Origin of the sequence: Modestobacter excelsi (assembly GCF_005930495.1) — a bacterium.
Classification (GTDB): Bacteria; Actinomycetota; Actinomycetes; order Mycobacteriales; family Geodermatophilaceae; genus Modestobacter; species Modestobacter excelsi.
On sequence record NZ_SJEX01000034.1, the window covers coordinates 34,739 to 46,738 of the forward strand.

A 12,000-nucleotide genomic window follows, 5' to 3' on the forward strand; every position below is an offset into this window, starting at 1 on the left:
TGTCACTCGACGGACACCCGGCGGGCGACGTCCCGGCCGGTGGCCACCCAGCGGCGGAGGGCGTCCTCGTCGTCCACCACGTCGGCCGCCACCCGCAGCCAGCCGTCCATCTCGCGGCCCTGCATGACCATGCGCGCCACACCCTCGGCGGCGGTGAGCTCGTCGGCCCGGGCGGGGTCGCAGCGCACCATCAGGCCGCCCTTCCCGCTGGCGGCCACGGCGAGCGACCCGTCGACCAGGAACGCCAGCCCACCGAACATCGCCTTCTCCGTCACGCCCGGCTCGGTGGAGAGCGCGGCGCGGATCCGGTCGGCGAGCTCCCGGTCGTAGGTCATGCCGGGAGGGTCCCGCTGCCGGCCCCTGACGGCAAGGGGCTCTCGTCGGCGTGCGCGACGTGCCGCAGCGAGCGCCAGATGAGCACGACGAACACCGCCGAGCCGGCGAAGGCGAACCAGAACGGGGCGGTGACCCCGCCGTGCTGGGCGAGCACCCCGCCGATCCCGGAGCCGACGACCAGGCCCCCGAAGACGCCGACCAGGTTCACGCTGCCCACCCGGCCCTGCAGCGCCTGGGGCACGGCGCGCTGCCGGACGGTGATCGACGTCGTCCCCCAGACGAAGGCGTGCGCGCCGAAGACGAAGAACACCGGCAGCGCCACCCAGGGGCTGGAGGTCAGCGCCAGCGCCAGGTGGGTCAGCGTCTCGATGACCAGGCCGACCCGCATCAGGTCGCCGAGGCTGACCCGCCGGGTGATCCAGCCGTACGCCGCCGTCCCGGCCACCCCGCCGGCGGCGCTGACCGTGGTCAGCAGCCCGAAGCCGACCTCGCCGAGGCCGAGCCGCTCGGTGGCGTAGAGGACCAGCACCGACCACGCGGCACCGAAGGTGACGTTGAAGATGGTGATCGTCAGCACGAGGGTCCGGACCGCGGCGTGGTGCCGCACCCAGCGCAGGCCCTCGGTGATGTCGTGCCGCAGCGCCCGCCGCGGCCCGTCGTCGGGTTCGCGCGGCGGGAGCACGACCCGGGTCACCAGCACCGCCCCGAGCAGGACGACCAGCGCCTGGACGCCCAGCGCCCAGGCCGCGCCGACGGTGAACAGGGCAGCGCCCAGCGGCGGGCCGGCGAGCTGGTTGACCGTGACGAAGCCGGTCTGCAGCCGGGAGTTCGCCACCGCGAGGTCCTCGCGCGCGACCAGCATGGGCAGCAGCGTCTGCGAGCTGTTGTCGGCGAAGACCTCCGCGGTGGCCAGCACGAACAGCGCCGCGAGCACCGCGACGACGGAGACGCTGTCGGTCGCCACCGCGAGGGTCAGGACGGTCAGGACGACGGCCCGGCACACGTCGACGGTCGCCACGATGAGCCGGCGGTCCAGCCGGTCGGTCAGCGCGCCGGCGAGCAGCCCGAACAGCAGCGGCGGCAGCCACTGCACCGTCGCGGCCAGGGCGACCAGGAACGCGTCCCCGGTCAGCGAGGCGACCAGCAGCGGCCCGGCCGCCAGGGCGATCCCGTCGCCCAGGTTCGACGTCCAGGACGACGCCAGCAGCCAGCGGAAGCCGGTGCCGAGCCGGACCGGCGCGAGGACCTCACCGATGCGGCTCACGAGGAGCAGACCTTAGCCGGGCTCAGCGGATGCCGCGGTCAGGCGGGCTGGGGGAACCGCACGCGGGCCTCCAGCGCCTGCAGCGACCGCTGCATCCCGACGGTCACCGCGCCGAGGGCGAAGAAGCCCTCGTCGTCGGCGATGTCCGAGCTGCGCAGCAGCGTCGTCAGCCGGCCCAGCGCCTCGACCGCGGTGTCGATGGCGGCGTCGCGGTCGTCCGGCTCGGTGTCGGTGGCGTGGTAGGGGACGCGGACGACGCCGGCCAGCCCCTCCAGCGCGTCGGCGAGCACCCAGCCGGTGGCGCCGTCCACCCGGTCGAGCCCGTGGCGGTGCGGCTGGAACTGCACGACCAGCGTGGTGAGGTCGTCGACCAGCACCGCGACCCGGTCCAGCGCCCGGGACTGCTCGCGGATGCTGTCCGCCGTCCCGTGCCAGCGGCGGGCGCGCGGGTTGGCCCGGCGGGCCCGCTCGACCACGGACTCCGCGGCCCGCATGCGCTCCAGCGCGAGACCGAGGTCGTGGGCTGCCAGCTCCCACTCGCCGGGCTCCGGCAGCTCGCTCCGGCGCAGCCCCGTGGCGATCCGGTCCAGGTGCTCGGCGAGCAGCCCCCGGACCGCGTCGACCTGCCGGACGGCGACGGTGAGCTGCATGGGCGGGAAGAGCAGCGTCGTCACCAGCACGCCGATCGCGGCGCCGAGCAGGGTGAGCCCGGCGTACCGGACCGCGTAGGCCGCCGGGTCGCTCGCCCCGACGGTCAGCATGAGCACCGCGGCGAAGCTGACCCAGCTGGCCGCCTCCCGCCAGAGCTGCCACTGCTCGACGGCGATGGCCAGGGCGACGATCAGCGCGATCGTGAGGGCGTCGGGCACCTGCCGGGTCAACTCGGAGACGACCACCGCGAGCCCGAACCCGGCCAGCATCGCCAGCACCGTGCGCCAGGCGGCGGAGGCCGAGTCGACGACGGTCGGGTGGACGGCGATCACCGCACCCAGCGGGGCGTAGTAGGCGTAGCCGGCGAACGCCGGGACGAGCACCGCCACCTGCCAGGCCAGCCCGGCGGCCAGCGCCGCCCGCACCGCGCGCTGCACCCACGGTTGCCGCAGCAGTTCGATCGCCGGCCTCACCCCGCCAGGATGCGGGCTCCGGTGCCGGAGCCCGCACCCGGGTCGGTCAGCCCTGCCGGCCGGCGTTGGCCTGGACGGCGGTGCTCACGTACTGCGCCAGCCCCGGGGCGACCTGCTCGTAGGTGGCCGCGAACCGCTCGTCCTCCACGTACATCCGGCCGAGCCCGGCGTGCATCTCCGGCGGGCAGTCGTAGAACCACCGGCTGATGTGCTGCCGGTGCTCCTCCGCGACGTCCATCGCCGCAGCCGAGTCGGCGGTCGCGCCGGACCGCATCACCTCGGCGAACCGGTGCTGCACGTCGTGGGCCTCCGTCTTGACCCGGACCCAGTCCTCCTTGGTGTAGGCCGACGTACGGCGCTGCGACTGCGCCCACGCGTCCGTGTCGCCCCAGCGCTCCTCGGCCTCGGCCTGGTACTCGTCGCTGAAGCCGTTGCCGAACAGCTCGAACCGTTCCTCCGGGGTCAGGGAGATCCCCATCGTCCGTGCCTCCATCTCCTTCTCCACGGCGGCGACCATCGCCTGGGTGCGCTCGAGCCGGTCCCGCAGCAGCCGGTGCTGCCGGCGCAGGTGCGCCGCGGGGTCGGCGTCGGGGTCGTCCAGCAGGGTCCCGACCTCCTCCAGGGGGAAGCCGAGTTCGCGGTAGACCAGCACCTGCTGCAGCCGGTCCAGGTCGCGCCCGTCGTAGCTGCGGTAGCCCGCCGACGTGCGCGCGCTGGGCCGGACCAGCCCGATCCGGTCGTAGTGGTGCAGCGTGCGCACCGTGATCCCGGCCAGCCGGGCCAGCTCACCCACCGTCCAGCTCATCGCCCCTCCTCTCCTCCACGGGGACCACGGAACAGCCTGACGTCGGGTCAGGGTCAAGCCCGGTTTCGGACGACGACCTGTCCGGGCACTGCCCGGGCATGGCCGACCGCTCGCCCGTACCCGCCGAGGACCCCTTCCCCCGATCGCGCGTCCGGCTCGGGGAGCAGGAGATGGCCTACGTCGACGTGGGGACCGGCGACCCGATCGTCTTCCTGCACGGCAACCCGACGTCGTCCTACCTGTGGCGCAACGTCATCCCGCACGTGCAGCACCTGGGACGCTGCCTCGCCCCGGACCTGATCGGGATGGGGGAGTCCAGCAAGCTGGCCGACCCGGCGCCGGGCACCTACTCCTTCGCCCGGCACGCCGGGTACCTCGCGCAGTTCCTCGAGCACGTCGAGGCGACCGAGCGGGTGACGTTCGTGCTGCACGACTGGGGGTCGGCCCTGGGCTTCGACTGGGCGGCCCACCACCCGACCGCGGTGCGGGGCATCGCCTTCACCGAGGCGATCGTCAACCCGCTGATCTGGGCAGACTGGCCGCGGGACGCCAAGCGGGTCTTCCAGGCGATGCGGGGGCCCGACGGCGAGCGGAAGGTGCTCGACGAGAACGTGTTCGTGGAGAAGGTGCTGCCGGCGTCGGTGCTGCGCGGGCTGTCCGCCGAGGCGCACGACCGGTACCGGGCACCGTTCCGGACGCGGGAGGACCGCTGGCCGACGCTGGAGTGGCCGCGGCAGATCCCCATCCAGCACGAGCCGCCGGACGTGCACGACGTCGTCGACCGCTACGGCCAGTGGCTCGCGCACTCCGACGTCCCGAAGCTGTTCGTCAACGCCGACCCGGGGTCGATCCTGGTCGGCCGGCAGCGGACGGTGGTCCGGCGCTGGCCGGCGCTGACCGAGGTCACGGTGCCGGCGGCGCACTTCGTGCCCGAGGACGCACCCGACGAGATCGGGCGCGCCCTGGCCGACTGGATCCCGACGCTGGCCTGAGGAAGTGGACCGGCGGGTCAGCCGTGGCGGCCGGTGCCCTGCCGCTCGTGCCGGAGGGAGGTCATCGCCTCGTCGGCCGCCGCGATCAGCGACTCCGGGGACGACGCCCGGCCGGACAGCGCCACCCCGGCGCTCAGCTGCACCAGGGCGCCGACCCCGGGGACCGCCTGCAGCGGCTCGTCGAAGGCCAGCGAGACGCGCTCGGCGATGCGCTGGGCGTCGGTGGCCTCCCCGATGCCAGGGCACAGCAGGACGAAGGTCTGCGCGCTGATCCGGGCGACGACGTCGCCCTGGCGCACCGCGGCGACCAGCCGGCCGGCGGCCTCGGCGCGCGCCGCGTCGGCGACGGCCGCGCCGTGCCGGTCCTCCAGCGCGGTGATGCCGTCGAGGGTGCAGCAGAGGACGGCGAGCCGCCCACTCTCCGGGCCGGCGGCCGTGAGGGCCAGCTCCAGCCGGTCGATGAGCAGGCTGCGCACCGGGAGGCCGGTCAGCGGGTCCGGCACCGTCCGCTGACGCAGCCGCTGGGCGAACTGGCGCTGCGCGGCGACGACCGCCGCGGTCTGCACCAGGACGTCCTGGGACTCCTCGAGCCTGACGGTGTCCATGTCTGTCTCCTGACCTCAGCGGGGGTGGCGCCGCCCCTGCTTGACCCGGTACATCGCCTCGTCGGCGGCGGTCAGCAGGGTCTCGGGGGTGGCGCCGGGCGCGGACAGCGCGAAGCCGACGCTGATGCCCACGGCGTGCATCGTCGCCGGGCCCGAGCGCAGCGGCTCGGACAGCGCGTCGGTGACCCGGGCGGCCAGCACCTCGGCCGCGACCGGCCCGTCGACGTCCGGGCACACCAGCACGAACTCGTCGCCACCGATGCGGGCGACGGTGTCGCCGGGACGCACGGCCGCGGAGAGCCGCCCGGCGGCCTCGACCAGGACGGCGTCCCCGGCGGAGTGCCCCCAGCCGTCGTTGACGGCCTTGAAGCCGTCCAGGTCGCAGTAGAGGACGGCGAGCGGGCTGCCGCTGCGGGCCGCCCCCGCCAGGCCCAGCTGCAGGCGGTCCACCAGCAGGCTGCGGTTCGGCAGGCCGGTGAGCGGGTCGTGCAGCGCGGCGGTGCGCAGCTGGGCCTCCAGCTCCCGCTGGGCGGTGACGTCGACCATGGTGACCACCGCGCCGAGCAGCCGGCCCGCGGGGTCGCGCACCGCGTCACCGTTGCAGGACACCAGCCGGGACGGCAGCCCGTCCGGAGCGATGGTGATCGGCACGTCCTCCAGCCGGCCCTCGCGGAGCAGCCGGATCAGCGGCACCTGGTCGGGCGGCAGCGGGTCGCCGTCGACGGTCCGCAGGTCGTAGCGCTGGGGCAGGTCCTGCGGCGTGAGCGTCGGGTCGCCGTCGCTGCCGTGCCAGAGCCGGCTGACCCGGTTGAAGGCGGTGATCCGGCCCTCGGCGTCCACCGCGGCGACCGCCACGGGCAGCGAGTCCAGCAGCGCGGTGTCGAAGGCGCGCGCGGCGCTGAGCTCGGCGTGGGCCGCGGCCAGCTCGGCCCGCGCGGCCTCGCTCGCCCGGGCCAGCTCGGCGGTCGCCTGGCTGTCCCGGTGCCGCTGCAGCAGCGCGCACACGACCGCGCCGAGGTCCGCCAGCCGGTCCAGCTGGTCCTGGTCCAGGGCGTGCACCTCCCGGGACTGGACGCACAGGGTGCCCACGACCACGCCGTCGAGGGGGAGCGGCACCATCGCGTAGCCGCGCACCCGGTCCCGGCGGCCGTCGACCCAGGGGCTGGCCGCGAAGCGGGGGTCGGCGCGCAGGTCGGAGGAGGCGAAGACCCCGCCGACCCGCAGCGCCCGGTCGCACAGCGACTCGGCCCGTGGGGTCACCAGCTGCGGGAACCCCAGGGTCGCCAGCTGGAACTGCGCGGTGTCGTCGAGCAGGTTGACGGTCGCCATCGGCATGCCCGTGACGGCAGCGGCCACCCGCACGACCGCCTCGAGCTCGGCGTCGGTCGCCGGCGCGGAGCGCAGGTCGGGGAGGACCGGCGGGGCCGGTTCCGGAGTGCAGACGGAGGCCCGCGGCGAACTCGTCCGTACCCGGTCTGTCGGCGCCGTCATCTCGTCGTCCCCGTCCCCGTCCCCCGCTCGCCGGCCCGGTGGTCCGGGCCCGTCCTGGTGCGCAACGGCCCGGCCGGGAACGACCTTGACCGGTCCCGTTCCGCCTCACCCCGAGGAGTCAGCCCGCGGAGGGGCTCAGCCGGCCAGCGCGCGGACGGTCTCGACGACGGCGACGACGGCGAAGACCAGGAACAGGCCGGCGGCGATCCGGTGCAGCAGGGCGACCGGCAGCCGGTCGGCGAGCTTGCGGCCGAGGAAGGCGGCGAGCCCGGAGATCACCAGCAGCGCCGCCCAGGAGCCCACGAAGACCGACAGCGGCTCGGCGTAGCGGGCCGCCAGACCGGCGGTGGCCAGCTGCGAGAGGTCGCCCCACTCGGCGGCGAACAGCACGCCGAAGGAGATGGCGGCGGCCCGGACGAACGAGGTGTTCTCCCGCGCCTCGACGGCCGCCTCCTCGTCCTCGCCGCCCTTGCGGGCCTCCCGCCACAGCAGCACGGCACCGATCAGGAACAGCACGGCGACGACGGCGCTGACCAGCGCCTCGGGCAGCAGCGAGAGCAGCGAGCCCGCGGTGACCGCGATGGCCACCTGCAGCCCGAAGGCGGCGCCGACGCCGACGAACACCGGCAGCGGCGGGAAGCGGGTCGCCAGCACGAGGGTGGCGAACAGGGTCTTGTCCGGCAGTTCGACGGGCAGGATCAGCACGAAGGCGGCCAGGATGACGGAGAGGACCACGAGATCTCTTTCTCACTCGCGCCACCGGGCGGGAGCGGGGGGCGCCTCCGACCGGCAGCGCACCAACGGGGTGGACTGCAGGGCGGAAGGTCTCGCCCACCCGCGGCGGCGCGGGCCCGCTGACCGGGCGCGCGTGCGCGCCAGCATGTCGACCAGCGGTCGGGGGGCTACTCCCCTTCTCGGTCCAGGAGCCTAGCCGATGCCCCCGGATGGGCCCGGTGCGCCGCGGCCGTGGCGGCGCGCAGCACCTCCTTGACCGGCAGCTGCAGCTCCCCGGCCAGGGCCACGACGTCCTCGAACTCGACGCTGACGTTGACCACCCGGCCGGCCGACCGGGCCACCTTCACCCCCACCCGGCCGCCGAGCACCGGGACGGTGTCCTGCACGCGGTCGAGGGCGACCTTCTGCACCGGCTGCACCCGCATCCCGATGGTCGAGGTCGCCGCGACCACCACGTCGGCGACGGCGGAGCGGACGGCGGGCCGGCACAGCACCGACAGGGTGTGCGCGGGCCGGCCCTTCTTCATCAGGATCGGGGTCAGCCAGGCGTCCGACGCCCCGGCGGCCAGCAGGTCGGCCAGCACGCCCGGCCACAACCGCGGGTCCAGGTCGTCGACGTTGGTCTCCAGCAGCAGCCCGGCCGCGGGTGGGTCCTCTCCCGGGTCGCCGAGCACCAGCCGGACGACGTTGGGGTGCTCCACCGGGTCCCGGCCGCCCGCACCGCTGCCGACCCGCCGGACCCGCATGGCGGGCAGCGTCGTCCACTCCTGGACGTGCGCGGCCAGCAGTGCGGCGCCGGTGGGCGTGCACGTCTCCGCGGGCACGGGCCCGGCGACGACCGGCAGGCCGGCCAGCAGCTCCAGGACGGCGGGCCCGGGCACCGGGACGACGCCGTGCGCGCCGCGCGCCGACCCGCTGCCCAGCGCGACCGGGGAGGCGGCCAGCCGGTCCAGCGCGAGGGAGGCGAACCCGGCGACGACGCCCACCACGTCGGCGAGGGCGTCCAGCGCGCCGACCTCGTGGAAGTGCACCTCGTCGGCCGGCACCCGGTGCACCCGCCCCTCGGCGACCGCGAGCCGCTCGAACACCGCCAGCGCGCCGTCCCGGACGACGGGGTCGAGGGCCGCGGCGGCGAGGATGCCGCGCACGTCGGCCCAGGTGCGGTGCACGTCGCTGGGCGGCGCGTGCACGTGCACCCGGGTGGCCCCGAGACCGTGCCGGGTGACCGGTTCGGGGGTCAGGGTCACCGGCTCGACCGGCAGCGCGGCGACCGCGGCGGTGAGCACCGCCAGCGGCACCCCGGCGTCGACCAGCGCGCCGAGCAGCATGTCCCCGCTGGCCCCGGCGGAGAGGTCCAGCCACCCGATCGTCACCGGGACATCATGCGGGCATGCGGGAGTTCGACGAACCGGGGGCGTGGGGCAGGTACAACGCGACGCAACGGGACCGGCCGCCGCGCCCGCTCGCCCTGACCCTGCTGGCGCACGCCGGGGAGGGCGCGGGCCGGCTCGCGCTCGACCTGGGGTCCGGCGCCGGGGTGGAGTCGGCGCTGCTGCTCGACCACGGCTGGCGGGTGCTCGCGGTAGACGGCGACCCGGCGGCCGCGGACCTGCTCCGGGAGCGGCTGCCGCCGGAGCAGGCGGAGCGGCTGACGACCCGGACCACCGCCTTCGCCGACCTCGACGCGCTGCCGGCGGTCGACCTGGTGCACGCGGCCTGGTCGCTGCCCTACGCCGGGGTGCACCTGGAACGGCTGTGGGAGCTGCTGCTGTCCGCCCTCGTCCCGGGCGGCTGGCTGGCCTGCCACCTGTTCGGCACCCGGGCGACGGCGGACGCCGCGGACGTGGCCCGGCTCAGCGCCGCCGACGTCGACCGGTTCGTCGACCGGCTGGACGTCGTCCACCGCGAGGAGCAGGAGGTCGACGGGACGGCGTCGGGCCGGCCGGTGCACTGGCACGTCCACTCGGTGGTGGGACGCCGCCGGCCGGACTAGTGCCGGGCGGTGCGGCGGGCGATGCGGGCGGCGAAGACGCCGGCCGACCAGCCGTTGTCGATGTTGCTGACGACCACGCCGGGCGCGGCCGAGTTCAGCATGGTGAGCAGCGCGCTGAACCCGCCGAAGGAGCCGGCGCCCTGGCCGGCCGACGTCGGGACGGCGACCACCGGCACCTCGGTCAGGCCGCTGACCACGCTGGCCAGCGCCGCGTCGAGGCCGGCGACGACGACCAGGCAGTCGACGTCGGTGAGCAGCGAGCGGTCGGTCAGCAGCGGACGGATCCGGCTGCCGCCGACGTCGTCCACCCGGACGACGTCGGTGCCGGTGACCCGGGCGACGAAGGCGGCCTCCGCGGCGATCGGGGTGTCCCCGCTGCTCGCGCACAGCACGCCGACCCGGCCGACCGGCTCGGGCACCGGCCCGACGGCGGCGGACATCGCGGCGTGGTCCATGGTCGTGTAGGCGTCGTGCTCGCTGGCCAGGGCCACCAGGGTGTCCGCGCCGGCCCGGACGACGACCGCCGGGTGGTCGGGGTGGTCGCGGCGCGCCTCGCGGACCAGCGCCAGCACCTGCTCGGTGCTCCGGCCGGTGCCCCAGATGACGTCCGGGCCGGTCGCCAGGACCGGCTCCCGGGTCACCGGGGCCGGGGCGGCCGGCGGGGAGACCGCGGCGGCCACCCGGGGCGCGGGCTCCGGAGCCACCGGCTCGATCCGCCGGCCGGCCGGGCGTGCCGCCGGGCCGCCGAAGAGCTCGTCGAGCGGCGTCCGCGGCCGGACCGGGGCCTCCTCGGCGTCCGGGGCGGCACCCGGGGCGACGGCGATGGGCGCCCCGGCCGGCTCGACGAGCAGAGGGGCGAACCCGCCGGCCGCGTCGGCCGGGTCGGCCGCCCGGTCGTCGGTCAGGTCGTCCAGCGGGGAGGTGCTCATGGTCTCCATGATGACGGCCGGGGGAGGGGCGTCCGGGACCCTCGTCGGTGGCGGGGCCACCGTGTCGAGCGGTTCGGCCTCCAGCGTCGCCACCTCCCGGGTCTGGGTGACCCCGGACAGCCGGACCACGCGGTCCCGGCCGGCCCGCTTGGCGTCGTAGAGGACGCCGTCGGCGGCGGCGAACAGGGTGCGCCGGTCGTCGCCGCGGGCGGCCTGGGCGATGCCGACGCTGATCCGCACCGGCACCTCGACCCCGAGCGCCGACCAGTCGTGCGCCGCGATCGAGCGCCGGATCCGCTCCATCGCCCGTTCGGCCTGCTCGGCGGTCGTCTCGGGCAGCAGGATGACGAACTCGTCGCCGGCCCAGCGGCAGACCTCGTCGGTGTCCCGGCAGCCGTCGACCAGCAGCTGGCCGACCGCGCGCAGGACGGCGTCGCCACCGGGGTGCCCGGCGGCGTCGTTGATCGCCTTGAACCGGTCGATGTCGACGACGGCCAGGGCGGGCACCGCCCCGGAGGAGAGCAGCCCGTCCAGCCGCGCCTCGGCGTACCGGCGGTTGGGCAGGTGGGTGAGCGCGTCCTCGTAGGCCTGCCGGCGCAGCTGCCCGGCGGCCCGCTCGGTCTCCAGCAGGCTCTTGCGCCGGCCGAAGAGCTCGACCCAGCGGGTCCGCCGCTCGTCGACCCGGTCCAGCTCGTCGGCCAGGTAGGCCTGCAGGTAGGGCAGCGCGCGGGCGGCGTCGTCGAGCTCGGCGTGCAGCGTGCACAGCTCGCGCAGCGCGGCCCGGCGCAGCCGGGGCAGGCCGTGCTCGGTGGCGAGGGCCAGCGCCGACGCGAGGTGGTCGTCGGCGGCGCGGGGTTCGCCGGAGCGGCGCAGCGCCCGGCCCAGCCCGAGCTCGGCGGAGGACAGCAGCGCCCGGTCCGCGGACGCCGCGGCCGCACCGACGACACCGCGCAGCAGGGCCGTGGCAGCGGCGTGCTCACCGCCGCCCACCAGCGCCCAGCCGCGGACCACCTGCGCGTCGAGCACCGCCGGGTCGCCGGCCGGCAGCTGGTCCAGCGCCCGTTCGGCGAGTGCCCGCGCCTGGCCGAAGTGCGGCGCGGCGGCGTCGACGCTGCCGTCGTCCAGCAGGCTCTCGCCCACCTCGGTGCACAGCGCGGCCAGCCGGGTGGCCGCCTCGGCGGCGAGCACGGTCGCGGCCTGCCGCTCGACCTCGCCGGCCCGGTCGCCGGGACGGTCGGCCATCGACGCGGCGGCCTCGGCGGCGCGGGACTGGTAGTCCAGGGCGAGCGGCATGAGCTCGAGGTCGGCGAGCACCGCGGCCAGCGAGCTGAGCGTGTGCACCAGCAGCGGGGTGACGGGCAGGGCGGGGTCCAGCAGGCTGGCCGACTCGACCGCCTCGTCCATCGCGGCGTCGACGCGCCGGGAGAGCAGTTCGATGCGGGCGTGCCGGACCAGGCCGGCGGCGCGCTGCAGGTCGTCGTCCTGGGCGTCGAAGGCGGCCCGGGCGGAACGGACCAGGGCGATCGCCAGCGCGGCGTGGGTCGCGGACTCCGAGCGGCTGTCGCGGTCCAGCGGCTCGGGCGGGATCGCGGCGTCGCGGCCCCCGACGTGCAGGTCCAGCGGACCGTCCTGCTCCGGGCCGCCCTCGACCAGCGGCTCACCGAGCAGCGAGTAGCCGGCCAGCCGGAGCCGGCGGACGAGCAGCTCGGCGCGCAGCGTGTCGGCC

At 76.2% G+C, this 12,000-nt stretch carries 10 protein-coding genes and 1 pseudogene; 2 read left to right on the top strand and 9 right to left on the bottom strand.

Features of this window, described 5'->3' with window-relative positions:
* Nucleotides 1-2 precede the first annotated feature (2 nt).
* Genes FHL80_RS12800 through FHL80_RS12815 form a run of 4 tightly spaced genes read right to left on the bottom strand, consistent with a single transcriptional unit; the run spans nucleotide 3 to nucleotide 3,529 of the window.
* Nucleotides 3-335 carry a TfoX/Sxy family protein gene (locus FHL80_RS12800; RefSeq protein ID WP_138733796.1) on the bottom strand — a complete coding sequence of 111 codons (333 nt, stop codon included), beginning with the start codon at nucleotides 333-335 and terminating at the stop codon, nucleotides 3-5.
* Nucleotides 332-1,600, bottom strand: a complete 1,269-nt coding sequence (locus FHL80_RS12805) for an MFS transporter (protein ID WP_138733797.1) — start codon at nucleotides 1,598-1,600, stop codon at nucleotides 332-334. The genes FHL80_RS12800 and FHL80_RS12805 overlap by 4 nt, the downstream gene beginning before the upstream one ends.
* 38 nt (nucleotides 1,601-1,638) lie before the next feature.
* Nucleotides 1,639-2,724, bottom strand: a complete 1,086-nt coding sequence (locus tag FHL80_RS12810) for an FUSC family protein (protein ID WP_138733798.1) — start codon at nucleotides 2,722-2,724, stop codon at nucleotides 1,639-1,641.
* Nucleotides 2,725-2,770: 46 nt separating this feature from the next.
* Entirely contained in the window at nucleotides 2,771-3,529 is a 759-nt protein-coding gene (locus FHL80_RS12815) for a MerR family transcriptional regulator (protein WP_138733799.1), read from the bottom strand.
* A 98-nt stretch (nucleotides 3,530-3,627) separates the two neighbouring features.
* On the opposite strand from FHL80_RS12815, the gene FHL80_RS12820 reads away from it, so the two are divergent.
* The gene (locus FHL80_RS12820) at nucleotides 3,628-4,521 is read left to right on the top strand and encodes a haloalkane dehalogenase (RefSeq protein ID WP_138733800.1); all 894 of its coding nucleotides are present in this window, start codon (nucleotides 3,628-3,630) and stop codon (nucleotides 4,519-4,521) included.
* Between the two features lie 17 nt (nucleotides 4,522-4,538).
* On the opposite strand, the gene FHL80_RS12825 is transcribed toward FHL80_RS12820, so the two are convergent.
* From FHL80_RS12825 to larC, 4 genes and pseudogenes are all read right to left on the bottom strand, one after another.
* Complete coding sequence (locus tag FHL80_RS12825; RefSeq protein ID WP_138733801.1) at nucleotides 4,539-5,126, bottom strand: GGDEF domain-containing protein; 588 nt, start codon at nucleotides 5,124-5,126, stop codon at nucleotides 4,539-4,541.
* 15 nt (nucleotides 5,127-5,141) lie between these two features.
* Nucleotides 5,142-6,494: pseudogene (locus tag FHL80_RS12830) on the bottom strand (diguanylate cyclase domain-containing protein); the annotation flags it as partial.
* A gap of 258 nt (nucleotides 6,495-6,752) precedes the next feature.
* Nucleotides 6,753-7,352: a TMEM165/GDT1 family protein gene (locus FHL80_RS12835; RefSeq protein ID WP_138733803.1), complete on the bottom strand. Its 600-nt coding sequence runs from the start codon at nucleotides 7,350-7,352 to the stop codon at nucleotides 6,753-6,755.
* Nucleotides 7,353-7,519: 167 nt separating this feature from the next.
* On the bottom strand, nucleotides 7,520-8,725 hold the full coding sequence (gene larC / locus FHL80_RS12840; RefSeq protein WP_138733804.1) for a nickel pincer cofactor biosynthesis protein LarC: 1,206 nt from the start codon (nucleotides 8,723-8,725) through the stop codon (nucleotides 7,520-7,522).
* A gap of 17 nt (nucleotides 8,726-8,742) precedes the next feature.
* On the opposite strand from larC, the gene FHL80_RS12845 reads away from it, so the two are divergent.
* The gene (locus tag FHL80_RS12845) at nucleotides 8,743-9,345 is read left to right on the top strand and encodes a class I SAM-dependent methyltransferase (protein ID WP_138733805.1); all 603 of its coding nucleotides are present in this window, start codon (nucleotides 8,743-8,745) and stop codon (nucleotides 9,343-9,345) included.
* Here the strand turns inward: FHL80_RS12845 and FHL80_RS12850 are convergent.
* Nucleotides 9,342-12,000 (bottom strand): diguanylate cyclase domain-containing protein (locus FHL80_RS12850; RefSeq protein WP_138733806.1); only part of this gene is annotated, 2,659 nt, incomplete at its 5' end. The two genes, FHL80_RS12845 and FHL80_RS12850, sit on opposite strands and share 4 nt — an antisense overlap.

Coding starts and splice junctions, on each gene's coding strand:
- FHL80_RS12845 (WP_138733805.1), top strand. CDS start 8,743: ATGCGGGAGTTCGACGAACCGGGGGCGTGGGGCAGGTACAACGCGACG.
- FHL80_RS12800 (WP_138733796.1), bottom strand. CDS start 335: ATGACCTACGACCGGGAGCTCGCCGACCGGATCCGCGCCGCGCTCTCC.
- FHL80_RS12825 (WP_138733801.1), bottom strand. CDS start 5,126: ATGGACACCGTCAGGCTCGAGGAGTCCCAGGACGTCCTGGTGCAGACC.
- FHL80_RS12815 (WP_138733799.1), bottom strand. CDS start 3,529: ATGAGCTGGACGGTGGGTGAGCTGGCCCGGCTGGCCGGGATCACGGTG.
- FHL80_RS12820 (WP_138733800.1), top strand. CDS start 3,628: ATGGCCGACCGCTCGCCCGTACCCGCCGAGGACCCCTTCCCCCGATCG.